Below are 23,388 nucleotides of genomic sequence, written 5' to 3' on the forward strand. Positions count from 1 at the left end.
GAACGGAGAGCCAGATGACCGATACTGTCGCCGCGGGTCTGCCGGTGACCGTCGAGAGTGACGGCACGCCCGTCCTGGAGCTGATCGAGAGCCGCCGGGCGGAGCTGCGCGCCGCCCTGGTCGAGCACGGCGGGTTGCTGTTGCGCGGCTTCGACGTGGGCGGCGTCGACGGATTCGACCGGGTGGTGCGGGCACTGTCCGGCGAGCCGTTGACCTACACCGAGCGGTCCTCGCCCCGGCACTCCATCAAGGGCCGGGTCTACACCTCGACCGACTATCCGCCGGAAGAGGAGATCTTCCTGCACAACGAGAACTCGTACCAGGCCGGCTGGCCGCTGACCCTGTTCTTCTACTGCATCCAGCCGCCGACCTCCCAGGGCGCCACCCCGCTGGCCGACGTCCGACAGGTTTACCGGAACATCGACCCGGCGATCCGCGAAGAGTTCGAGCGGCGGCGCTGGCTCCTGGTCCGCAACTTCCACGCCGACTTCGGCACGCCCTGGCAGCAGGTGTTCAACACCGACGACCGGGACGAGGTGACCGGCTACTGCGCGGCCAACGGGATCGAGGCGGAGTGGATCGGCCGGAACGGCCTGCGCACCCGTACGGTCCGCGACGCCGTCCACCGCCGGCCCGGCAGCGACGTGCCGAGATGGTTCAACCATGCGACCTTCTTCCACGTGTCGACCCTGGCCAAGGACCTCCAGGAGGCCCTGCTGGCGATGTTCGGCGAGGACGGGCTGCCGACGAACACCTACTACGGCGACGGTGAGCCGATCCCGTCCGACGTGATGGACCACCTCCGGGCCGCCTACCGGGCGGCGACGGTGCGCTTCGACTACCGCACGGACGACGTCCTGGTGGTGGACAACATGACCGCGGCGCACGGCCGGGAGCCGTTCACCGGCCCCCGCCGGATCGCGGTCGCGATGGCCGAGCCGTACCGCCCGGGCAACCGGCGGGACCCGATCGAGCAGCAGGAGCAGTGATGAGCGAAGACCGTTTCGTCGTGGTGCGCAACGACGAGGAGCAGTACTCGATCTGGCCGGCCGACCGGGAACTTCCTGCCGGCTGGCACGACGCCGGGTTCACCGGTGCCCGGGCGGACTGCCTGGCCCACGTGGACGAGGTGTGGACGGACATGCGGCCACGGTCGCTGCGCGAGGCGAGCTGATGACCGAGCCTCGCGAGTGGACCTTCCCGGCGTCGTACGCCCAGGAGCGGGTCTGGTTCGCCAACCAGCTCGACGTCGGGTCACCGGTCTACAACGTCTCCAGCCCCTGGACGTTTCCGGTGGGCCTGACCCGGGAGCAGGTCACCGCGGTGTTCGCGGAGGTCGTCGCCCGGCACGAGACGCTGCGCAGCTACCTGCGCCTCGACGACGGTGCCCTGGTGCAGGTGGTGCGCGCGGTCGAGCCGATCGAGCTGCCCGTCGACGACCTGCGCGAGCTGCCCGCGGACGAGCGCGCCACGCGGGCAGCCGAGATCGCCGGGGAACTGTCCCGGACGGCGATCCCGATGGACCGGCCGCCGCTGTGGCGGGCCCGGCTGCTGCGGCTGGGGGACACGGCCTGGCGGCTGCTGCTGGTGCTGCACCACGCCGTCTTCGACGCGCACTCGGTGGGTGTCTTCCGCAGCGAGATGGACACCCTGTCCCAGGCCGCGCTGTCCGGCACCACCGCCGTGCTGCCCGAGCTGCCCATCCAGTACGCGGACTACGCGGCGTGGCAGCGTGAGCAGTTGACCGGCGAAGGTTTGGCGAACCACCTTGCGTTCTGGCGGGACCGGCTCGCCGGCGCCCCGCCGGTGACCGACCTGCCGCTGGACCGTCCCCGACCGGTCAAGCCCGGCTTCGCCGGGGACGAGGTGCACTTCACCCTCCCGGACGGGCTGCTGGACCGGGTGGCGGCGCTCGGCAGGACAGCGTCGGCCACCCCGTTCACCGTGCTGCTGACCGCGTTCACCGCCCTGCTCTCCCGGCTCGCCGGCAGCCCGGACGTGGTGGTCGGCGTCTCCACCACCGGGCGGGACCTGCCGGAGCTGACCCCGCTGATCGGGATGTTCGTCAATCCGCTCGCGCTGCGCTGCGACGTTGGCGGCGATCCCACCTTCAACGAGCTGCTCGGTCGGGCCCGGGACGCGCTGATGGACGCGATGGAGCACGCCCAGACCCCGTTCCAGCTGGTCGTGCAGGAGGTCGCGCCGCAGCGGGACCCCGCGGTGCAGCCGATCTTCCAGGCGGCGATCAACTACATCCCCGACACCGGCTTCGACCCGGTGCCGCTCGGCACCACCAAGGACGACCTCGCGTTCGACCTGGCCACCGGCACCAGCCGGCTGCTGTACCGGACCGAGCTGTTCGACCGGTCCACGGCCGAGGCGATCGTCGACCGGTTCGTCCGGCTGCTCGACGCCGCGGTCGCCGACCCGGACCGGCCGGTCGCCGCGCTGCCGCTGCTCGCCGACGCCGACCGGGAGCGGGTGCTGGTGGCGTGGAACGACACCGCGCACGAGGTCCCGCCGAGCACGGTGGTCGACGAGGTGCAGCGGCAGGCGGCGGCCACCCCGGACGCCACCGCGCTGGTCTGCGACGGCGTGCCGCTGACGTACGCCGAGCTGAACACCGCCGCCAACCGGCTGGCCCGGCTGCTGGTGACCCGCGGGGCCGCGCCGGAGACCCGGGTCGCGCTCGCCCTGCCCCGCTCCTTCGAACTGGTGGTGGCCATCCTGGCGGTGCTCAAGTCCGGCGCGGCGTACGTTCCGGTGGACACCGGGTACCCGGCCGGGCGGATCGCGTACCTGTTGGCGGACGCCGAGCCGGTCCTGGTGGTGGCCACCCCGGAGACCGCCGCGCTGGTGCCGGGGAAGGCGCTGGTGCTGGACGGGGAGGTGGGCGCCGACCAGTCCGACGCGGACCTCACCGACGCCGACCGGCACGCCCCGCTGCGCCCGGAGCATCCCGCGTACGTGCTCTACACCTCCGGCTCCACCGGCCGGCCGAAGGGCGTGGTGGTGGAGCACCGCGCGGTGACCGGGTACCTGGCCTGGGCCCGGCACACCTACCCGGGCCTGGCCGGCGCGGCGCTGCTGCACTCGCCGATCTCGTTCGACCTGACGGTCACCGGCCTGCTCGGCACGCTCACCGCCGGCGGCACGGTCCGGCTGGCCGCGATCGACGAGCCGGCCGCCCGGGCCGGTGGCCGACCGGCGTTCCTCAAGGTCACCCCGAGCCACCTGGCGCTGCTCGACGGCGCGCTGTCGCCCACCACCGACCTGGTGATCGGCGGCGAGGCGCTGACCGGCGAGCAGCTCGCCGGCTGGCGGGCCGCCCACCCCGAGGTCGCGGTGATCAACGAGTACGGCCCGACCGAGGCCACCGTCGGCTGCGTGGCCGCCCGGATCGCCCCCGGCGAGCCGGTCGCCCCCGGCCCGGTGCCGATCGGCACGCCCACCTGGAACACCCGGGCGCTGCTGCTCGACACCGCCCTCCAGCCGGTCCCGCCGGGCGTGGTCGGCGAGCTGTACGTCGCCGGCACCCAGCTGGCCCGCGGCTATCACGGCCGGCCCGGCCTCACCGCCGAGCGCTTCCTGCCCTGCCCGTACGGCCCTCCCGGGGAGCGGATGTACGCCACCGGCGACCTGGCCCGCTGGCGTACCGACGGCACCCTGGAGTACCTGGGCCGCCGGGACGAGCAGGTCAAGGTGCGCGGCATGCGGATCGAGCTGGGCGAGATCGAGGCGGCCCTGCTGGCGCACCCGGACGTGCGGGCCGCCGCCGCGGCGGTGCGCCTCGACAACGGCGAGCCGGTGCTGGTCGGCTACCTGGTCGGTCCGGCCGCCGAGGATTCGGTCCGCGCCGAGCTGGCCCGCGAGCTGCCGGCGCACCTGGTGCCCACCGCGCTGGTCCGGCTCGACGCGCTGCCGCTGACCCCCAACGGCAAGCTGGACCGGGCCGCGCTGCCCGCCCCGGCCACCACCGTCCCGGCCGAGGACAGCTACGTGCCACCCCGCACCGCGGCCGAGGCCCTGGTCGCCGAGGTGTACGCCGAGATCCTCCAGGTGGAGAAGGTCGGCGCGCTCGACGACTTCTTCGCCCTCGGCGGCAACTCGCTGCGCGGCATGCGGGCGATGGCCCGGATCCGGGCCGAGGTGGACGTCGAACTGCCCATGCGGGCGCTGTTCAGCAGCCCCGTGGTGGCGGACCTGGCCGCCCAGATCGAGGAGCAGATCGCCGCCGAACTCGACGGACTCTCCGACACCGAGGTCGCCGCGCTGCTCGCGGCGGAAGAGGAATCGAGCTGATGACCGCCCTGAAGGATCCGGCCCGGGAGGCGGCCCGGCAGGCGTTGATCGCCCGGCGACTGCGCGCCCGCCAGGCCGCCCCCACGGCCCGGATCGCGCCCCGGCCCGCCGACGCCGAGGTGCCGCTGTCGTACGCCCAGGAGCGGGTCTGGTTCATGGACCAGCTCGCTCCGGGCGAGGCGGCGTACCACATCGCGGTGCCGCTACGGGTGCGGGGCCCGCTCGACGTCGACGCGTTGCGGGCCGCCCTGGCCGCGCTGACCGCCCGGCACGAGTCGCTGCGGACCCGCTTCCCGGCCGATTCGGACGGGCGCCCCACCGTGGTGGTCGAGGACGCCGTGGAGGTGCCGCTGACCATCGTGGACGCGCCCGACGAGGCCGGTGCGCAGGCGCTGGTCGACGCGGCCGCCGCCGAGCCGTTCGACCTGGCCCGGGGGCCGCTGCTGCGGGCGCTGCTGATCCGACTGGCGGAAGACGACCACGTGCTGTTCCTCGGCAAGCACCACATCGTCGGCGACGGCTGGTCGGTGGACGTGCTGCTGCGCGACCTGATCACCCTCTACCGGGGCGGCGAGCTGCCCACCCTGCCCATCCAGTACGGCGACTTCGCCCGGTGGGAAGCCGAGGAGCTGGCCGGCCCGCAGGCCCGCGCGCACGTCGACTACTGGAAGCAGCGGCTCACCGGGATCACCCCGCTGGAGCTGCCGCTGGACCGGCCCCGCCCCGCCACCCAGACCTACCGGGGCGACTTCGTCGAGTTCACCGTCGACCGGGCGGTGGTCGACCGGCTCGGCGAGCTGACCCGCGCCGCCGGCGGCACGCTGTTCATGACCCTGCTCGCCGCGTACCAGGTGCTGCTGGCGCGGCACGCCGGCCAGGACGACTTCGCCGTCGGCGCCTCGGTGGCCGGCCGGTCCGCGCCGGAGCTGGAGAACGTGGTCGGCATGTTCATCAACATGCTGCCGCTGCGCGCCGAGCTGGCCGGCGATCCGACCTTCACCGAACTGCTGGCGCGGACGAAGCGCAGCGTGCTGGACGGGTTCGAGCACGCCGAGGTGCCGTTCGCCAAGGTGGTGCACGAGCTGGGGCTGCCCCGGGACGTCAGCCGCTCCCCGGTGTTCCAGGCCATGTTCGTGCTGCAGAACTACGAGATGGGCCGGTTCTCCGGGGTGTCCGGTGCCGACGACGTCAGCTTCAGCTGGACGCCGATCGAGCTGCGGGCCACCCGGTTCGATTTCGAGCTGCACGCGGTCGAGGTGTCCGACGGGCTCTGGGGAAAGCTGGTCTTCAACACCGACCTGTTCCACCGGGACACCGTCGAGCGGATGGCGCGGCGCTGGAACACCCTGCTGGCCGCGATCGCCGCCGCCCCGGACACCCCGGTCTCCCGGCTGGCGCTGCTGCCCGCCGAGGAGCGGGCGCTGCTGGCGGCCTGGAACGACACCGGCGCCGACTTCCCGCGTACGCAGACCCTGCACGGCCCGATCGAGGAGCGGGCCGCAACCACCCCGGACGCGGTGGCGCTCACCATCGAGGGGCGCAGCCTGACGTACGCGGAGCTGAACGCGGCCGCCAACCGGATCGCCCACCGGCTGCGCGCGGCGGGCGTCGGCCCGGAGACCCTGGTCGGCGTCTGCGCCGAACGCTCGGTCGAGCTGGTCGCCGCACTCCTTGGCGTGCTCAAGGCCGGCGGCGCCTACCTGCCGCTGGACCCGGAGTACCCGGCCGACCGGCTCGCCTTCATGGTCACCGACGCGGACGCGCCGGTGGTGCTGGTCCAGCGGCACCTGCGCGACGTGCTGCCGGAGACCGCCGCGAGCGTGCTCGCCCTGGACGACGCCACCGTCTGGGCCGACCAGCCCACCACCGACCCCGAGCCGACCGCCGGCCCGGAGCACCTGGCGTACGTCATCTACACCTCCGGCTCCACCGGCCGGCCCAAGGGCGTGCCGAACACCCACCGGGGCATCGTCAACCGGCTCCACTGGATGCAGCAGACCTACCGCCTCGGCGCGGACGACGCGGTGCTCCAGAAGACCCCGGCCAGCTTCGACGTGTCGGTGTGGGAGTTCTTCTGGCCGCTGCGCGAGGGCGCCCGGCTGGTCCTGGCGAAGCCGGGCGGGCACAAGGACGCCGGCTACCTGCGCGACCTGCTGGTCGCCGAGCGGATCACCACCGCCCACTTCGTCCCGTCCATGCTCACCGTCTTCCTCGGCGAGGAGGGCATCGAGGCGGTCACCGCGCTGCGCCGGGTGATCTGCTCCGGCGAGGAGCTGCCGCTGGCGTCCGCGCTGGAGCTCACCGCCCGGCTGCCCTGGTGCGGGCTGCACAACCTGTACGGCCCCACCGAGGCGGCCATCGACGTCACCGCCTGGCCCTGCGACCCGGCGCTGCTGGCCGAGGTGAGCAGCGTGCCGATCGGCGCGCCGATCGCCAACCTGCGCCTGCACGTGCTCGACCCGGCCGGCGAGGAGTGCCCGGTCGGCGTCGCGGGGGAGCTGCACATCGGTGGCGTCGGGCTGGCCCGCGGCTACCACCGCCGGCCGGCGCTGACCGCCGAGAAGTTCGTCCCCGACCCGTTCTCCGGCGACCCCGGCGCCCGGCTCTACCGCACCGGCGACCTGGCCCGCTGGGTGCCCGCCCCGGCCGGGTCGGGGGAGACCGGCGTCATCGAGTTCCTCGGCCGGATCGACCACCAGGTCAAGCTGCGCGGCCTGCGGATCGAGCTGGGCGAGATCGAGAGCGCGCTGCGCGAGCAGCCCGGGGTGACCGAGGCGGCGGTGATCGTGCGCGAGGACAGCCCCGGCGACAAGCGGCTCACCGCGTACCTCGTCGGACCCGCCGAGCACGCCGCCGCGAAGGCCGCGCTCAAGGAGACCCTGCCGGAGTACATGGTGCCGGCCGCGTTCGTCACCCTCGACGCGCTGCCGCTGACCCCGAACGGCAAGCTCGACCGCAAGGCGCTGCCCGCGCCGGTGGCCACCCGCGAGGCGTCGGTGGCGCTGGTCGAGCCGCGCGACGACACCGAACGGGCGCTCGCCGCCATCTGGTCCGAGGTGCTCGGCGTCGACACCCTCGGCATCGACGACGACTTCTTCGACCTGGGCGGGCACTCCATGCTCGCCACCCAGGTGGTGGCGAGGATCCGCAAGGCGGAGCTGGGCGGCCGGGCGGTCGGCGTGATGGACCTGTTCCAGCAGCGGACCATCCGCGAGCTGGCCGCGTACATCTCCGGCGACGCCGCCGAGGAGGGCCCCCGCCGGCTGCTCTACGAGCTGACCAAGCCGATCCCCGCCGCGCAACGCGTGCTGTCGTACGTCTGCGTCCCGTACGGCGGCGGCAGCGCGATCGTCTACCAGCCGCTGGCCGACGCGCTGCCCGCCGGGCACGCCCTGTGGTCCCTGGCCATCCCCGGGCACGACGTCGGGCTCGCCGAGGACGCGCTGCCGTTCGAGGAGCTGACCACCCGGGTCGCCGAGGAGATCCTGGAGCGGGTCGAGGGCCCCATCGCCCTGTACGGCCACTGCGGCGTGGGCAGCGCGATCATCGCCGAGGTGGCCCGCAAGGTCGAGGCGGCCGGGCGCGACCTCGAGGCCGTCTACATCGGCGCGATGTTCCCGTTCGCCCGCCCCAAAGGCCTCTTCGCCCGCACCCGCAACCGGCTGGAGCAGCTCGTCAGCAACCGGCACTACGCCAGCTGGCTCAAGTCCATGGGCGTCGACACCGACGAGCTGGACCCGGAGCAGGCCGACCGGATCATCAGCAACATGCGGGCCGACTCCCGCGCCTCCGAGGAGTACTTCACCCGGCTGCTGGACCAGCGGGCGACCAGGCTGCGCGCCCCGATCATCTCGGTGGTCGGCTCCGAGGACCCGGTCACCGACTACTACCGCGAGCGGTACGCCGAGTGGCAGTTCCTCAGCGACACCCTCGGGCTGGTGGTCCTCGACCAGGCCGGCCACTTCTTCCTCAAGTACCGGGCCGAGGAACTGGCCGAGATCGTCACCCAGGTGCACCCGGCGGTGACCGCGGGGGACGTCACCGCGCTCGGCCCGGAGGCCCGGGGCGAGGACGCCGGCTGGGTGGTGCTCGACCGGCTGCGGGTCGGGGCGGAGCAGCCCACCGAGGCCACCGTCAAGCCGAGCATGGGCCGCTTCCTCGCGGTCACCGCCGGCCAGCTCGTCTCCAGCACCGGCTCCGCGCTGACCGCGTTCGCCCTGCCGATCTGGCTGTTCAACCGCACCGGCTCGGTGGCCGACCTCGGCCTGCTCTGGGCGCTCGCGCTGATCTGCGGGGTGCTGATGCTCCCGGTGGCCGGCGCGATCGTCGACCGGGTCAGCCGGCGGCAGATCATGATGCTGGCCAGCTCCGTCGCCGGGTCGATCCAGCTGGTGCTCGCCGGACTGCTGTGGACGGACAACCTGGTGCTCTGGCACATCTACCTGCTGGTCGCGCTCAGCTCCGTCGCCGGGTCGTTCCAGCGGATCGCGTTCCAGTCGGCGGTGCCCCAGCTGGTGCCGAAGCGCTACCTCGGCCACGCCATGGGCATCACCCAGCTCTCCACCGGGGTCGCCACCCTGCTGATGCCGGTCTTCGCGGCCGGCCTGCTCGCCGCGATCGAACTCAAGGGCATCCTGCTCGTCGACGTGGCCAGCTACCTGGTGGCGGTGGCCACCCTGGCCGTGGTCCGCTTCCCCGACCTGCTCGGCTGGCGGCCCCGGGAGCGGCTGCTGGCATCCATCGCCAACGGGCTGCGCTACTCCTGGCAGCACCGGGGCTTCCGGCTGATGCTCGGCTACTTCGCGCTGGGCAACATCTTCCTGGCCTCCGCCCTGGTGCTCACCACCCCGCTGGTGCTCTCCTTCGGCACCCCGACGCAGGTGGCGCAGGTGGCCGTCGCCGAGGCGGTCGGCGCGGTGGCCGGCGGCGTGCTCATGTCGCTCTGGGGCGGCCCGCGCAAGCGGCGGATGATCGGCGTCCTGATCGCGAACCTCGGCACCGCGATCGGCTGCGTGCTGATCGGCCTGGACGGCTCGCTGGCGATGATCTGCGTCGGCGTCTTCGGACTGGCCCTGGCGATGACCACCGCGCAGTCCATCTACGCGACCATCGTCCAGGTAAAGGTGCCGCAGCGCTTCCACGGCCGGGTGTTCAGCCTCAACCAGACCATCGCCTGGTCGACGCTGCCGATCGGGTTCGCGCTGCTCGCGCCGGGGGCCACCGCCCTGTTCGAGCCGATGCTCGCCCCCGGTGGGGCGCTCGCCGGCTCGGTGGGCGCGGTGATCGGCACCGGTCCGGGCCGGGGCATCGGCTTCGCGTACGTCTGCTTCGGGCTGGCCCTCGTCCTGATCACCCTCGGCGGCTTCGCGATCCGCCTGCTGCGCCGCTTCGACCTCGAGGTCGAGGACTCCCTGCCGGACGACCTGATCGGCGCCCAGGAACGGGAACGGCGCCTCGCCGCCCGCACCGCCGAACGCGAGCCGGTCGCGGCGTGAGGAAGGGCCCTTCTTAACGCCAGCGGTAGAGAAGGGGCCCTTTTTAACACCAGCGGTAGGGAGGGTTCCCTTCTCGTGCGGGCGCGGGGCCTCCGCGACACAGCCGGAGGCGCCCGCGATCAGTACTCGACCGGCGGGTCCGCCACCTCGTCCTCGGGCAGCTCTGCAGGCTCGGCCACCCAGGCCGAGTAGACCGGCAGCCCGTGCCACGGCCCGCCCGCCTTGTCGGTGGCCACCGCCACCACCGCGTACGGGTGCCCGAACCGCAGCTCCGCGAGTCGGGCGATCCCCTCCGGCGGCAGCCCGGCCACCATCCCGAACCCGGTCACCGCGGCGGCCTCGAAGCCGTACCGTCCGAACCGCGCCACCGCCGACTGCACCGCCTCGAACGGCGGCTCCGCCAGCCCGAGCAGCGCGCCCAACGCCCGGGCGGCCCCGTCGAAGCCGAACCCGGCCGGGGTCAGGTCGTGCCGGCTCTCCGCCGACCAGCAGGGCAGTACGGCCGAGGCGTGCTCCACCCGGCCGTCGGCGGCGAACGTCCGCGTCGGCTCCTCCCGCAGCGTCCACAGCGGCGTCTCGCCGAGCGGCAGGTCGAACAGGGACCGCCGGCCCGGCCCGACCCCGTCCGGGGCGGTGGCAGCCGCCGCGGCCACCTCCTGGGCGGCGGCCAGCACGTCCGCCGCCGGCACGTCCGGCGCGGCGGCCACCGACACCACCAGCAGGCCGGCCCCGCCGTCCGCCGGCCGGGCCGGCGCAGCGTGCACTGCCACGTCGCCGGCCCGCCCGGTGGCCGCCACCCAGCAGCGGTGCCCCCACGGCGGCGTCCGCAGCACCCGCCGCAGCCGGCCCGCCCACGTGCTGCGGGCCCCCAGCTCGGCAGCCGGCGCCACCTGCAACGGGTCCGCCCACGACACGCGGGTGGCCAGGGCGCTGGCCAGGATGAGCAGGGTGTCCGGGGCGACGGCGACCGGGAACCGCTCGATCAGGCCGCCGGTGCGCTGCCGGGCCCAGGCGTCCAGCGTCGTCTGATCGGGCAGCGGGCCGCGCTCGGTGCGCTCCGGCAGGCCGGCCCGCCAGGCGGCCAGCTCCTCGAACGGGGTCCGCTCCCACAGCGCGGTGGCCGAGGCCACCAGCGGGTGCGGTGCGGCCAGCAGCGACCGGGCTGCCTCTGCCGCGCTGTCCGCGTCGATGCCGAGCGCCTCCTCCAGTTCCCGGCGGTCGTCCCCGGTCGCGGCCGGGCCGGTAAGCGCCAGGAGCAGCCAGGCGCCGAGCGGGGAGGCGACGTGGTGGGCGTCGCCGGCGGCGCGGTGCAGCCGCTCGGCGTAGCGGGCGAGGGGTTCGCGGAGAGGAGTCACCGCTCCACTCTGCCGGTTGGCCGCCCGCCCGTCACGACCACAGCTCGAACGGTTCCTCGATCTCCTCGCCGGACAGGAACGCCGGCAGCAGCTCGGGCAGCCGCCCCGGATAGCAGCGCGGCCGGGTGGTGACCAGCTCGGCGACCGGCCACCAGCGGAAACCGAAGTAGTCCTCCACCTCGTAGTCGAGCCGGTGCGCCTCGTCCACGTCCGGCCCCGGCCCGGGCAGCCGGACCAGCACCACCACCTCGTCCTGGAGGTGCCGCCGCTGCCGGTGGATGAAGCTGGCCCGGCGCCGCCAGGTCGGGGCGCCCACCCCGTCCGGCCGGACCGCGATGCCGGTCTCCTCCCGCAGCTCCCGCACCGCCGCCTCCAGGTACGTCTCGCCCGGGTCCAGCCCGCCGCCGGGCAGCTCCCACCAGATGCCCAGCCGCGGGTGCTCCGGGTCGCGGGTGTGGAACAGCAGCACCCGGTCGGTGGCGTCGAGCACCACCAGCCGCACCGCGCGGCGCTCGATCACGGGCAGGTCGCGGGGCAGCTCCGGATGCACGGTTCCTCCCGGGGTCGGCGGCGGCCGCTCGGCGCTGCGATGATGGCGATCATGTCGCAGCTCTTCGGTGAGGTGGCCGGCGATTATGACGAGGCCCGCCCAGGCTATCCGGCGGAGATCGTCGACGCGCTCCGCGCGTATCACGGCGGGGTGCCCGGGGCCCTGGTCGAGGTGGGCGCCGGGACGGGCCTGGCCACCCGGACGCTGCTCGGCCTCGGCGCGCCGACCACCTGCGTGGAGCCGGACCGGCGGATGGCCCGGGTGCTGGCCGACCGCTTCCCCCGGGTCGAGGTGGTGACCGTCCCCTTCGAGGAGTGGAGCCCGCCGGCCGGTGGGGTGCCGGCCCTGGCCTGCGCGATGGCCTGGCACTGGCTCGACCCGGCCACCCGCAACCGGCGGGCCCACGACGCGCTCGCCCCCGGCGGCACCCTGGCCGTCTTCGGGCACCGCTACGCCTACGTCGATCCGGCGCACGCCGCGGCGCTGGAGGCGGCGTTCGAGTCGGCCGACCCGGAGCAGCGCGGCGACCGTCCGGACGGCTGGTTCCGCGCCGACATCGCCGACAGCGGGCTGTTCGGCGACATCCGCTCGCTGTCGTTCCGCCGGGCGGTGCCCCTGGACACGGCGGCGTACCTGCGGTTGGTCAGCACCTTCTCGCCTCAGTTGCGCCGCCCGCCGGAGCTGCGCGAGCGGGTGCTCGCCGCGGTCGGCGCGGCGGTCGACGGGTTCGGCGGCAGGGTCGTGCTGGACCTGCGTACCACGCTGGTGCTGGCCCGCCGCCCGACCTGACCCCGCGGGCCGGCCGGTGGCTTCCCACCACCAGGCGCGTCCGTTGATCCGTCCTGCGCGCCGGATGTGCCCGGACGATAGGCTGCCCGCCGTGGCAGGTCTGTTGAGGAGTGTGGCGTCCCGGCTCGGTCGGATCACCGGGGGCGCGGCCGCACCGGCCCGGACCCCCGGGCGCATCCCGGCCCAGGTGGCCCGGCGGCGCCAGGTCGCCGCGCTGCAACGGCGTGAGCTGGCGTACGCCCCGGAGCTGGACGGGCAGGCCGACCCGGGCGAGATCGTCTGGACCTGGGTCCCGTACGAGGACGACCCGCGGCAGGGCAAGGACCGGCCGGTGCTGGTGGTCGGCCGGCACAGCCGCACCCTGTTCGGGCTGATGCTGTCCAGCCAGCGCGACCGGGACGGGCAGCGGCACTGGCTGGCCCTCGGCCCGGGGGAGTGGGACCGCGACCAGCGCCCGAGCTGGGTACGCCTCGACCGGGTGCTCACCATGCGTGAGGACAGCATCCGCCGCGAGGGCGCGGTGCTGGACCGGCGGCGGTTCGACCGGGTGGGCCAGGCACTGCGCGCCGGCTACGGCTGGCGATAACGGTTCGCTCGCCTGTCACCGAAGTGACATGGTGAGCCGGTGACGAGCGAGATGGCGACCGGCGTGGACGAGCGGCTCGCGAGGTGGATGGCGGACGACTTCGGCCTCACCGTCGTCTCCGCCGTGCCCGTCGGGTACGGCGCGGACGCTACCGCCGAGCTGTGGCGGGCCACCACCGCCGACGGTGGCCAGTATGCGGTCAAGCTGAGCGGGGGCGGCACCCCGGCCGGGCTGGTGGTGACGGCCCAGCTCGCCCATCAGGGCGTACCGGGCATCGTCGCGCCGCGTGTCTCCCGAGCGGGCGAGGTGTCCACCGTCCACGAGGGACGACGGCTGTCGGTGGTGCCATGGGTCTCCGACGAGCGGGCCATCGCCGGCGGGATGCGTCCCGCCCACTGGCGCGCGTACGGCGAGCTGCTGGCCGCGACCCACGCGGTCGCCGTGACCGACCAACTGGCCGGGCTGCCCCGGGAGGACCACACCCACGCGGTGGTCGGCGCGGCCGCCCGGGAGATGGATCGCCGGTTGCGGGCGGTGGACGACCGCGCGGCCGACCGGTGGACCCGCGCGGTGGCGGGGCACTGGCGGGAGGCGGCCGACGACCTGGCGACCCTGCTGGACCGGGTGGACCGGATGGGCGCGGAGCTGCGGGCCCGCCCGGCGGATCTGGTGGTCTGCCACGGCGACCCGCACCTGGGCAACCTGCTGCTCGGCCCGGACGGGCGGGTCTGGTTGATCGACTGGGACGACGCCGTGCTCGCCCCTCGCGAGCGGGACCTGATGTTCGTCCTCGGCGGGGCGCTCGCGTTCGCGCCGGTGACCCCGGTGCAGCAGGCTGCCTTCTTCGAGGGGTACGGCCCGGTGGAGCCGGACCCGGTCCGGCTGGCATACCACCTCGGGGTGCGCGCGCTCGACGACATGTCGAGCTGGGCCGGTGACGTGGCGGACGCCGAGCGGCCGGAGGCCGACCGGGTACGCGCGCTGCGGATCGTGGCGGGCCTGCTGTCGCCCGTCGGGCTGGTCAGCCTCGCCCGCCAGGCGCTACGCGACCTGGGCCGCTGGGACGGCTGAACGGGCATCGCCCGCCGCCGCGGGCGCTGTGCCTCCGCTCAGCACTCCGCCATCAGCTCGCGGGTCGCCCGGACCGCCCCGACGCTCTTCGCCTGGTACATCGCCGCGTCCGCCCGGCAGAGCGCGTCGGTCAACTGGGTGGGGCCGTGCACCGGGGCGAGGCCCACGGAGGCGGTCACCTGCACGGTGCGGGTGCCGAGCGGGATCGGCGCGGCGAGCGCCTCGCAGAGCCGGCGGGTGGCGTGCTCGATCCAGCGCCGGTCCACCGTCGGGGTGGCCAGCAGTCCGGCGAACTCGTCGCCGCCGAGCCGGGCCACCAGGTTGTCCCCGGCGAACGCCCGGAGCCGCTGCGCCACGCTGACCAGCACCTGGTCGCCCGCGGCGTGCCCGTAGCGGTCGTTGACCTGCTTGAAGCCGTCGAGGTCCAGCACGATCGCCACCAGCGGCTGGCCCGCGGCGTCGGTGAGCAGGGCAGCGGCCAGCCGGAAGAAGGCGCGGCGGTTCGGCAGCCCGGTGAGCGGGTCGTGGCTGGCGGCGTGCCGCTCGGCCTCCAGCTCGGCCTGGAGCAGCGCCAGCTCCGCCTCCGCGCGCTGCGCCCGGCGGCGCAGCTGCCAGGCGGAGACCAGGGCGCCGGCGGCTGAGATACCGGAAGCGATGGTTATCGGATCCGGCACGCGCCCTCCTCACCGCAGCATCGGCCTCGCCCGCGACCGTGTCTTCGCTGGTCGCCCCCGGGAGCGGGTCACCCACAGTGAACACCTGGGTACACCCATGCGCTGCTATCATGCTCGCTGTCCAATGCAGATGCAATAGCAGATGCACGTGCATCTCAGTCCTCAGTCGACAGACCCCTCTCGTCGCCGCCCACCGCTCCCTCCCCGCGGCATCGGCTGGCTCTTGCACAGAAAGACGCCCCATGCAGCAACCTCAGAACGGCGTACCGGTCAGCCAGCTGCCACCCGTGCGGTGGCAGAAGAGCCGCCGGAGCAACCCGAGCGGCAACTGCGTCGAACTGGCCGAACTCCCCGGCGGCGCCGGGATCGCGGTACGCAACTCGCGGTACCCGGAGGGGCCGGCGCTGATCTACACGGTGGACGAGATCGCCGCGTTCGTGCTCGGCGCGCGGGACGGCGACTTCGACCACCTGCTCGCCCAAGGGCTGTCCCGGCACCGGGACTGACTCGGCCGTCCGGAGGAGTTCTCCTCACCGTCGGTCCATGGCATGCTTACACGTCGGCCGGGCTGGGGCGTCCGGTCAGGACAGTCGGCAGGCGAGGGACGAGCGGTGACGATGGGGCCCACCGAGGGAGGTCCGACCAGCGGGCCGACGGTGTTGCGCATGCTGCTCGGGGCGCAGCTGCGCCGGCTCCGGGAAGGCGCCGGGGTGACCCGGGAGGCCGCCGGCTGGGAGATCCGCTCCTCCGAGTCGAAGATCAGCCGGATGGAGCTGGGCCGGGTTGGCTTCAAGGAACGCGACGTCGCCGACCTGCTCACCCTCTACGGCGTCACCGCCGCCGACGAGCGGGAGTCGCTGCTCCGGCTCGCCCGGGACGCGAACAGCCCCGGCTGGTGGCACCGGTACGGTGACGTGCTGCCCAGCTGGTTCCAGTCCTACCTGGGCCTCGAGGCGGCCGCCGCGCTGATCCGGACGTACGAGGTGCAGTTCGTCCCCGGCCTGCTGCAGACCGCCGACTACGCCCGGGCGGTGGTCCTGCTCGGTCACCGGGGCGCGCCGGCCGAGGAGATCGACCGGCGGGTGGGGCTGCGGATGAAACGTCAGGAACTGCTGCGCCGCGACGACCCGCCCCAGCTCTGGGCGGTGCTCGACGAGGCCGCGCTGCGCCGGCCGATGGGCGGCCCCGAGGTGATGCGCGGGCAGTTGGACGCGCTGATCGAGGCCACCCGCGCGCCGAACGTCCAGCTGCAGATCGTCCCGTTCGAGGCCGGCGGTCACGCCGCCGCCAGCGGCGCCTTCAGCATCCTGCGCTTCGGCGACCGGGACCTGCCCGACATCGTCTACATCGAACAGCTGACCAGCGCGATCTACCTCGACAAGCGCGACGACCTGGACTACTACGCGCTGGCCATGGAGCGGCTCTGCGTGGAGGCCGCGCCGCCGGAGCGGACCCCCGAGCTGCTCACCCGGATCCGCGACGAGCTCTACCCGGCCTGACGCCGGACCCCTGCCATTGACCGTCCCCACCGGCTGCGGCTAGTCTCTGTATCGATCCAGTTCTGAATCGATACAGAAGGGGAGTCCGGTGAAGCCGACCCTCCAGGACGTCGCGGACGCGGTGGGCGTCTCCCGGAGCACCGTCTCCAACGCCTACAGCCGGCCGGACCAGCTCTCGGCGGCGCTCCGGACGAAGATCCTCGACGCGGCGCGGCGGCTCGGCTACTCCGGCCCCAACCCGACCGCCCGCTCGCTGCGCCGCGGATTCGTCGGCGCGCTCGGCGTGCTCTTCACCTCCGAGCTGTCGTACGCCTTCACCGACCCCTTCGCGGTGCGCTTCCTCGCCGGGGTGAGCCGGACCGCCGAGCGGCACGGCACCAGCCTGCTGCTGGTGCCGTTGCCCGCCGACCGGACCCGGACCCGCAGCGTCGTCGAGGACGCCGCCGTGGACGGCTTCTGCGTCTACTGCGTGGGGGACGAGGACTGGGCCCTGCGGGTGATCCGCGACCGGGGACTGCCCTACGTCACCACCGCCGCGCGCCCCGACGCCGGCCCCGACGACCGCTACGTCGGCATCGACGAGCGCGCCGCCGCCCGGTCCGTCGCCGACCACGTCGCCGCGCTCGGCCACCGGCGGGTGGCCGTACTCGGCGAGACCGTGCTGCCCGACGCCCCGGCCGGACCGCTCCGGCTGGCCGACCCCGGCGCCGCGCCGCACCCCACGACGCGGGGCCGGTTCACCGGTTTCGCCGACGCCTTCGCCGCCGTCGGCGTCGCGTGGCCCGCGATCACCGTGCTCAACGCCACCGCCAACAACCGCGCCGCCGGCGCCGCCGCCGTGGCGTCCGTGCTGGCCGGCGACGATCCACCCACCGCCGTCCTGGCCTGCTCCGACGTGCTGGCCCTGGGTGTGCTCGACGCCCTCGCCGCGGCCGGCCCCCGCCTCCCGCGCCCGGTCTCGGTGACCGGCTTCGACGACATCGCCGAGGCCGCCGCCGCGGGGCTCACCACCGTCCGGCAGCCGGCCGAGGAGAAGGGCCGGCTCGCCGCCGCACTGCTGCTGGAGCCGCCGGCCGCCCCGGCCGACGGCCACCTCGTCCTGCCCACCGACCTCGTCGTCCGCACCTCCACCGGACCCGTACCAGGGAGCTGACCATGGAACACTCCACCGGCTTCGTCCTCGCCGTCGACGCGGTGACCCGGCACGTCAACTCGGCCCGCCCGGACGCCCCGGTCCGCCCCGACCGGCCCCGCCCGCCCCGGCTGGCGCCCACGCGGCTGGCCGCCGCGGGGGCCCTGCGGCGCCTCGCCGACCTCATGGAGCCCCGCCCGGCCTCGCTGCCGTCCTGCCAGCCCTGACCCGACCGGCGGCGCCGTCCGGGTGGCCTCCGCCACCCGGACGGCAGGTCATTCGCCCCGGAACCGCCCAGCCGATCCCGAACCGGGCACCGGGTTGGTGCGGCGGGCGGGGGGCCAGGCACACTGGACCACCATGTCCCCGTTCACGCCCACGCTCCGGCTGCACGATCGGTACGTCCTGCGCGAGCGCATCGGGCTCGGCGGGATGTCCGAGGTGTGGCGCGCCGACGACGAGGTGCTGCACCGCCCGGTGGCGGTCAAGGCCCTCGCCACCCAGCTCGCCGCCGACCCGCAGCTGCGCGCCACCATCCAGCGCGAGGCCCGCGCCGCGGCCCGGCTCACCCATCCCCACGTCACCCAGGTGTACGACTACGGCGAGGCGACGCTGCCCGACGGCTCGGTCGTGCCCTACCTGGTAATGGAGCTGGTGGAGGGGCGCACCCTGGCCGACCGGCTGGCCGGCGGCCCGCTCGCCTGGCCCGAGGCGGTCCGGCTGGCCGGACAGGTCGCCGCCGCGCTGGCCGCCGCGCACCGGCTCGGCGTGGTGCACCGCGACATCAAGCCCGGCAACGTGATGCTCACCGAGACCGGCGCGAAGGTCCTCGACTTCGGCATCGCCACGCTCGCCGGACCGCGCCACCCGCTGGCCGGCCAGACCGGCGAGCTGCTGATGGGTACGCCGGCCTACTTCGCCCCGGAGCGGATGACGCCCGGCCCGCCGAACCCGGCCAGCGACGTGTACGCCCTCGGCGCGCTGCTCTACCGCACCCTCACCGGGCGGGCTCCGCTGCCCGTACAGACCTGGGAGGACGTGCTCGATGTGCAGGCCCGCCGGCCCGCGGTGGCGCCGCTGCGCGTACCCGGGCTCCCCGCCGACGTCGCCGAACTCACCCTCGCCTGCCTGGCCGTGGACCCGGCCCGCCGGCCCACCGCCGCCCAGCTCGCCAGCCGGTTCGGCGCCGGCCAGCCGGCCGACCCGCCGACCGCGATCCTGCCCACGATCGCCCGGTCGTCGGAGCACCCGCCGACGCTGATCGACCGGGCGGCCCCGCCGCTGCGCCCGAGCCCGCCGCCGGCCCCGGCACGCCCGTCCGACCGATCGAACCGGCTCATCGGGGTGCTGGTCGCCGCCGGGCTGGTGCTGCTGCTCGGCCTGGTCGCCACGCTGCTGCTCGACGGCAACTCCGACACCCCGACCGGCACCGGCCCGGTCACCTCGGCGCCGGCCGAGGAGTCCGCGCCGGAGTCGTCCAGCGCGCCCGACCCGGCCACCACCGAGCCCGCCACGACCGTGCCGGCACCGGTCACCCTCCGCGAACTCGCCGCGCAGTTCGCCGCCGTGCTCGACCAGGCCGTGGCCAACGGCCAGATCGACCCGGAGACCGCGAAGGACCTGCGGGAGAAGGCGGCCGAGCTGGACCGCGGCAAGCCCAAGGACCGGGCCAAGCGCATCGACGACCTGCGGGAGCGGATCGACGAGGCCGCCGACGACGAGAAGATCGACGACACCACGGCCGCCGCGCTCCAGCAGCTGCTCGACGCGTACGGGCAGCTGCGCGGCGGCCGCAACGAGGGCTGAGCCCTCAGGCCAGCCGCGCCGCGTCGCCCGTGTGGATCCGACCCGGCCGCAGCACCTGCGCGTACGCGCCGACGCAGGGCTGTGCGCTCAGGCCCGGCAGCGGCACCACCCGGTTCAGCCGGGCCGGGGCGCGCAACGCGTCCGGATCGCGGGGCAGGCTGCCGTGCGCCAGGGTCGGCACCGCGCACCGGGGCGTCGGCGCGACCACCCGCAGCACCAGCTCCGCGCCGATCCGCAGCTCCCGCCCGACCCAGTCGTTCTCCTCGAACCCGTCGCCGACGCTGTCGAGCAGCAGGTTCGGCCGGTAGCGGGCCGGGTCCACCACGCCGGACGGGGTCGCCGCGCCGACCCGTCGCAGGGTCGCCGTGGTCACCAGGTGCACCGGGGCGAAGTCGACGAAGCCGCCCGCCGGCGCGGCGGCCCCGAGCCGCCCCTCGTCGACGGTCACCGGCACCGCCACCCCCGCCGCGAGCACCTCCTCCGGCCGCGAACGTTCCAGCACGGCGTCCACCGGCGGGGTGCCGGTGAGCGTCACCGGCTCGCCCAGCAGCTCCGAGAGGATCGTCTCCACCCGGTCGTCGTCGGCCGCCACGCTCCGGCCGTCCGGCAGCGTGACGGTGACCGGGCCGGCACCGGTGGCCCGGAGGGTGAGCAGGCGCCGCCAGCGGTACGGGTTCTTCGCGCTGGCCACCCGGCCGGTCGTCCGGTGCAGCAGGGCCAGCCGGCGGTCACCGGCCAGCCCGCCGACGCCTACCGCGACCGTCGTCAGCTCCTCGCCCAGCAGGGACTTCACCGGGTAGCGCCGGATCCCGGCGAGCCGCCCGATCATCCCCGGGTCGTCCCGCCCCGCGGCACCCGGGCGGCTCATCCGGGCACCAGCGACCGGACCAGGGCGGCCGCCTCGGGCAGCCGGGCGGGGTCGGGCGGGCCGAGCACGGCCCGCCGCCGCGTGGCCGCTTCGACGGACCCCAGCGGCCCGGCCTCGGCGACGTACGCGACCAGCAGCGCGTGCGCCGCCCCGGACAGCGGGAGGGAGGGGTCCACCGCCACCTCGGCGACGAGTAGCGCGGTCATCGCGCGGTCCAGCTCGGGCGGTCCCTCGGTGGCGTTCGTCCAGTCGATGACCACCGGACCCGCCGACGTGAGCAGGACGTTCTCCGGGTGCAGGTCGAGGTGCAGGATCCGGACTGCCGGGTCGCTCGACCGGACGGCGGGCAGGGCGTGCAGCCGGGCGTGCAGATCGACCAGGAGCCGCGCCGCGTCGCCGGCGTCGACGACGCCCGAGACGAACGACTGGACCAGCGTCGGCCCGGTCACCCGGTCGAGCACCAGGTCGCGGCCCTCGGCGTGGTGCACGCGGGGCACCGGAAAGCCCTCGGCGCGCAGGTGCCGCATCGTCTCGGCCTCGGCGCGTACGTCCCAGTCGAACCGGTACCGGCGCAGCACCCGGCCGTCGCCCAGCGCGTACACGTCGGCGGTGCGGCCCGAGGCCAGGGGAGCGGCCGCCGTCACCGCGCCGCGCCGCCGCTCACCGGACCGCCTCCGCCCGCACCGGCCGGCTCGGCGCGGCCGGCGAAGAACTCGGCCAGGGCGGGTGCCAGATCCCCCTCCGGCACCTGGTGCCAGTCGCCCCGCATGCCGCGAAGCCGCCCGGTGGGCAGCGCCGCCGCGACGCCCTCGGCCCACCGGCGCAGCCGCTCGTCGCTCTGCTCGCTGTAGACCACCAGGGTCGGCACGGTGACCCCGGCGAGCTGGTCCGCCGGGAGCGCGTCGACGATCGTGAGGTCGTACACCAGCGTGTGCGCCAGCCTCTCCAGCGCCGCCCACCAGGGGCTCTGCCGCATCCCCTCGGTCATCTCGGCGGGCACGCCGATGCTCGCCTGGAAGTGCGCCACCGCGTCGCCGCGCCGGCCCGCCGCCACCAGATCGGCGATCTCCGTGGCCAGCCCCGGCTCGCCGCTCGGAGCGGCCGTCAGGTCCAGCGGCGGTTCGAGCAACGCCAGCCGGGCAACCGGCAGCCCCCGCGCCGCCGCCACCAGCGCCAGCACCGCCCCCGACGAGAAACCGAACAGGCACGCGGGCCCGCCGACCTCGTCGACCAGCGCGCGCAGGTCGTCGACCTCACGCTCCACCGTGTACGGCGCGGTGTCCGAGCTGCCGCCCCGGCCGCGCCGGTCGTAGCAGACCACGGTGAACTCGTCGGCCAGCAGCTGCGCCAGCGGACGCATCGGTCCCATCTCGCGGAAGCCGCCGGCGGCGTCCACCAGCACCACGGTCGGCCCGGCGCCCCGACGCTCGTAGGCGATGGTGGTGCCGTCGGCGGACCGGACGGTGCCCTCGACAGGTGTGTCGGTCATCGGCTTCCCCCCTTCCGGGGCCGGCGGCCCCGCCGTCCCACCGTAGGCGACCGGCCCGACAACCCGTGCTCCGTGCTCAGTGGAGCGTCACCCGGACCAGCTCACCCGGCCCGCTGCCGGCCCGGCCCACCGGCGATCCGTCCGGTGCCCAGATCCCCGACCCACCGGCCGCCGCCGAATAGCCGCCACCGGTCGCACCGGCGAAGCTCGCCACCGCCACCCACACCCGGTGCGCGTTGGCGATCCGTCGGGCACGCTCCTCCGGCACCCCGGCGTCGTCCGCCGACTCCAGCACCCCGGCCAGGTAGGCGTCCGCGCCCCGGGCCAACGTCTCCGCGGCGTGCCGCGGAATCCCGGTGTCCTTGCAGATGGCCAGGCCGAGCCGCCACCCGTCCACGGCGAGCACCGCCGGCTCCGGCCCCGCCGCGAACCGGTCTGGCTCCGCCCCACCCAGCCACATCTTCCGGTACGCCACCCGGGCGCCCGCGCCGTCCACCGCGAGGATCCCGAGGTACGGCCGCTCCGGTCCGGCCACCGGCGCGCCGGCCAGCGCCACGGCCCCGGTCTCGGCGCAGGCGGCGACCAGCGACGCGAGCCGGACGTCGTCGGGATCCACCGGCGCGGCGTCCAGTTCGTACCCGGTCAACGACAGCTCGGGAAAGACCACCACGCGTACGCCTGCGGCGCGGACCGTCGCGGCATGGACCCGCGCGTTGCCGGCGACGTCGTGGGAACGGCAGAACGGCTGGGCGACCGCGATCCGCAGTGGCGTACGCACAGGCGAACTCTCCCTCCTTCGGGCTCGACGGCACCGGGCCGGATCCGTGGTTCACAGGACCCTCTCAGCTTCGGATCCGGGTTCTCCGAGGCGCCGCCCGTAACGTTGTCGGGATGATCGGAAACGCGCAACTCCTGGTGGGCTCCCCGCTCGGCGCCCCGCGGGCCGCGGAGCCGGCCGGTGAGGGACCGGTCGGCTGGGTCACCGGCCTCGTCGAACGGCTCGGCGGCCCCGGCGCCGGCCTGGCCGTGGCCCTGGAGAACCTCTTCCCGCCCATCCCCAGCGAGGTCATCCTGCCGCTGGCCGGATTCACCGCCAGCCAGGGCGAGATGAGTCTGCTCGGGGCGATCGCCTGGACCACCCTCGGCTCGGTGCTGGGGGCGCTCGCCCTCTACTACGTCGGCGCGGCGCTGGGCCGGGACCGGATGCGCGCCATCGCGGCCAAGCTGCCGCTGGTCAAGCTGGAGGACGTCGACCGTACCGAGGCGTGGTTCCTCCGGCACGGCGTCAAGGCGGTCTTCTTCGGCCGGATGATCCCGATCTTCCGCAGCCTCATCTCCATCCCGGCCGGCGTCGAACGGATGCCGGTGCCGGTCTTCCTGCTGTACACCACGCTGGGCAGCCTGATCTGGAACAGCACCTTCGTGCTCGCCGGCTACCTGCTCGGCGAGAACTGGCACCTGGTCGAGACGTACGTGGGCACGCTGCAGAACGTCGTCATCGTGGTCTGCGTGGGCGCGGTCGGCTGGTTCGTGGTCAGCCGGGTACGCCGCTCCCGCCGCTCCCGCGCCGCGGCGCCGGTGGAGGAGCCTCGGGGGACGTTGTACCGGGGCGGATGGTGGGTTTCCTCGGACGACCGGTAGGTCCATTCCGGCGCTGTCCTTGGGTCTCGGTCCGTGGTGGTTGCGGTTTCGGGTGTGGCCCGCCGTGCCCGGCTCCGGGCGGTCAGGCTTGATCCCTGCGCCGGTCACGGCGGGCCACACCCGCGTCGTGG

At 74.8% G+C, this 23,388-nt stretch carries 20 protein-coding genes; 13 read left to right on the forward strand and 7 right to left on the reverse strand.

The window, feature by feature from the left end:
• Nucleotides 1-14: 14 nt before the first annotated feature.
• The 4 genes from ACGFI9_RS29545 to ACGFI9_RS29560 are packed head-to-tail and all read left to right on the forward strand — an operon-like array spanning nucleotide 15 to nucleotide 9,797.
• On the forward strand, nucleotides 15-989 hold the full coding sequence (locus ACGFI9_RS29545) for a TauD/TfdA family dioxygenase (protein ID WP_393183061.1): 975 nt from the start codon (nucleotides 15-17) through the stop codon (nucleotides 987-989).
• A complete protein-coding gene (locus ACGFI9_RS29550) occupies nucleotides 989-1,174 on the forward strand; it encodes an MbtH family protein (RefSeq protein ID WP_393183063.1) in 186 nt (61 codons plus the stop codon). Before ACGFI9_RS29545 ends, ACGFI9_RS29550 begins: the two co-directional genes overlap by 1 nt.
• Nucleotides 1,174-4,302 carry an amino acid adenylation domain-containing protein gene (locus ACGFI9_RS29555; RefSeq protein ID WP_393183065.1) on the forward strand — a complete coding sequence of 1,043 codons (3,129 nt, stop codon included), beginning with the start codon at nucleotides 1,174-1,176 and terminating at the stop codon, nucleotides 4,300-4,302. Before ACGFI9_RS29550 ends, ACGFI9_RS29555 begins: the two co-directional genes overlap by 1 nt.
• A complete protein-coding gene (locus ACGFI9_RS29560) occupies nucleotides 4,302-9,797 on the forward strand; it encodes an amino acid adenylation domain-containing protein (protein WP_393183067.1) in 5,496 nt (1,831 codons plus the stop codon). Before ACGFI9_RS29555 ends, ACGFI9_RS29560 begins: the two co-directional genes overlap by 1 nt.
• 119 nt (nucleotides 9,798-9,916) lie before the next feature.
• On the opposite strand, the gene ACGFI9_RS29565 is transcribed toward ACGFI9_RS29560, so the two are convergent.
• Together ACGFI9_RS29565 and ACGFI9_RS29570 are read right to left on the reverse strand one after the other, a co-directional pair.
• On the reverse strand, nucleotides 9,917-11,152 hold the full coding sequence (locus ACGFI9_RS29565) for a hypothetical protein (protein WP_393183069.1): 1,236 nt from the start codon (nucleotides 11,150-11,152) through the stop codon (nucleotides 9,917-9,919).
• Nucleotides 11,153-11,183: 31 nt separating this feature from the next.
• Complete coding sequence (locus tag ACGFI9_RS29570) at nucleotides 11,184-11,702, reverse strand: NUDIX hydrolase (RefSeq protein WP_393183071.1); 519 nt, start codon at nucleotides 11,700-11,702, stop codon at nucleotides 11,184-11,186.
• A 51-nt stretch (nucleotides 11,703-11,753) separates the two neighbouring features.
• On the opposite strand from ACGFI9_RS29570, the gene ACGFI9_RS29575 reads away from it, so the two are divergent.
• The 3 genes from ACGFI9_RS29575 to ACGFI9_RS29585 all read left to right on the forward strand — a co-directional run bounded on the left by ACGFI9_RS29575 (nucleotide 11,754) and on the right by ACGFI9_RS29585 (nucleotide 14,148).
• Nucleotides 11,754-12,491 (forward strand): class I SAM-dependent methyltransferase, encoded by a 738-nt coding sequence (locus ACGFI9_RS29575; RefSeq protein ID WP_393183072.1) that lies wholly within the window; start codon nucleotides 11,754-11,756, stop codon nucleotides 12,489-12,491.
• Between the two features lie 91 nt (nucleotides 12,492-12,582).
• Entirely contained in the window at nucleotides 12,583-13,077 is a 495-nt protein-coding gene (locus ACGFI9_RS29580; protein ID WP_393183074.1) for a type II toxin-antitoxin system PemK/MazF family toxin, read from the forward strand.
• A 39-nt stretch (nucleotides 13,078-13,116) separates the two neighbouring features.
• A complete protein-coding gene (locus ACGFI9_RS29585) occupies nucleotides 13,117-14,148 on the forward strand; it encodes a phosphotransferase (RefSeq protein WP_393183076.1) in 1,032 nt (343 codons plus the stop codon).
• 38 nt (nucleotides 14,149-14,186) lie between these two features.
• On the opposite strand, the gene ACGFI9_RS29590 is transcribed toward ACGFI9_RS29585, so the two are convergent.
• Entirely contained in the window at nucleotides 14,187-14,822 is a 636-nt protein-coding gene (locus ACGFI9_RS29590; protein ID WP_393183078.1) for a GGDEF domain-containing protein, read from the reverse strand.
• Between the two features lie 242 nt (nucleotides 14,823-15,064).
• On the opposite strand from ACGFI9_RS29590, the gene ACGFI9_RS29595 reads away from it, so the two are divergent.
• From ACGFI9_RS29595 to ACGFI9_RS29615, 5 genes are all read left to right on the forward strand, one after another.
• Nucleotides 15,065-15,328, forward strand: coding sequence for a DUF397 domain-containing protein (locus ACGFI9_RS29595; protein WP_393183080.1), 264 nt, complete (start codon nucleotides 15,065-15,067; stop codon nucleotides 15,326-15,328).
• A gap of 159 nt (nucleotides 15,329-15,487) precedes the next feature.
• Nucleotides 15,488-16,321 (forward strand): helix-turn-helix domain-containing protein, encoded by an 834-nt coding sequence (locus ACGFI9_RS29600; RefSeq protein WP_393183112.1) that lies wholly within the window; start codon nucleotides 15,488-15,490, stop codon nucleotides 16,319-16,321.
• Nucleotides 16,322-16,409: 88 nt separating this feature from the next.
• Nucleotides 16,410-17,474, forward strand: coding sequence for a LacI family DNA-binding transcriptional regulator (locus ACGFI9_RS29605; RefSeq protein ID WP_393183082.1), 1,065 nt, complete (start codon nucleotides 16,410-16,412; stop codon nucleotides 17,472-17,474).
• 2 nt (nucleotides 17,475-17,476) lie between these two features.
• Nucleotides 17,477-17,680, forward strand: coding sequence for a hypothetical protein (locus ACGFI9_RS29610; RefSeq protein WP_393183084.1), 204 nt, complete (start codon nucleotides 17,477-17,479; stop codon nucleotides 17,678-17,680).
• Between the two features lie 133 nt (nucleotides 17,681-17,813).
• Nucleotides 17,814-19,259, forward strand: coding sequence for a serine/threonine-protein kinase (locus ACGFI9_RS29615; protein ID WP_393183086.1), 1,446 nt, complete (start codon nucleotides 17,814-17,816; stop codon nucleotides 19,257-19,259).
• A gap of 4 nt (nucleotides 19,260-19,263) precedes the next feature.
• On the opposite strand, the gene ACGFI9_RS29620 is transcribed toward ACGFI9_RS29615, so the two are convergent.
• The 4 genes from ACGFI9_RS29620 to ACGFI9_RS29635 form a co-directional block, all read right to left on the reverse strand.
• Nucleotides 19,264-20,127: an MOSC domain-containing protein gene (locus tag ACGFI9_RS29620; RefSeq protein WP_393183088.1), complete on the reverse strand. Its 864-nt coding sequence runs from the start codon at nucleotides 20,125-20,127 to the stop codon at nucleotides 19,264-19,266.
• Nucleotides 20,124-20,771 (reverse strand): phosphotransferase, encoded by a 648-nt coding sequence (locus ACGFI9_RS29625; protein ID WP_393183090.1) that lies wholly within the window; start codon nucleotides 20,769-20,771, stop codon nucleotides 20,124-20,126. The genes ACGFI9_RS29620 and ACGFI9_RS29625 overlap by 4 nt, the downstream gene beginning before the upstream one ends.
• Nucleotides 20,768-21,616: an alpha/beta fold hydrolase gene (locus ACGFI9_RS29630; protein ID WP_393183092.1), complete on the reverse strand. Its 849-nt coding sequence runs from the start codon at nucleotides 21,614-21,616 to the stop codon at nucleotides 20,768-20,770. The genes ACGFI9_RS29625 and ACGFI9_RS29630 overlap by 4 nt, the downstream gene beginning before the upstream one ends.
• A 76-nt stretch (nucleotides 21,617-21,692) precedes the next feature.
• Nucleotides 21,693-22,394, reverse strand: coding sequence for a nitrilase-related carbon-nitrogen hydrolase (locus ACGFI9_RS29635; protein WP_393183094.1), 702 nt, complete (start codon nucleotides 22,392-22,394; stop codon nucleotides 21,693-21,695).
• A 113-nt stretch (nucleotides 22,395-22,507) separates the two neighbouring features.
• On the opposite strand from ACGFI9_RS29635, the gene ACGFI9_RS29640 reads away from it, so the two are divergent.
• Nucleotides 22,508-23,257, forward strand: coding sequence for a DedA family protein (locus ACGFI9_RS29640; protein WP_393183095.1), 750 nt, complete (start codon nucleotides 22,508-22,510; stop codon nucleotides 23,255-23,257).
• Nucleotides 23,258-23,388: the final 131 nt, after the last annotated feature.

The sequence above is a fragment of the Micromonospora sp. NPDC048930 genome, assembly GCF_043197935.1.
GTDB lineage: Bacteria > Actinomycetota > Actinomycetes > Mycobacteriales > Micromonosporaceae > Micromonospora.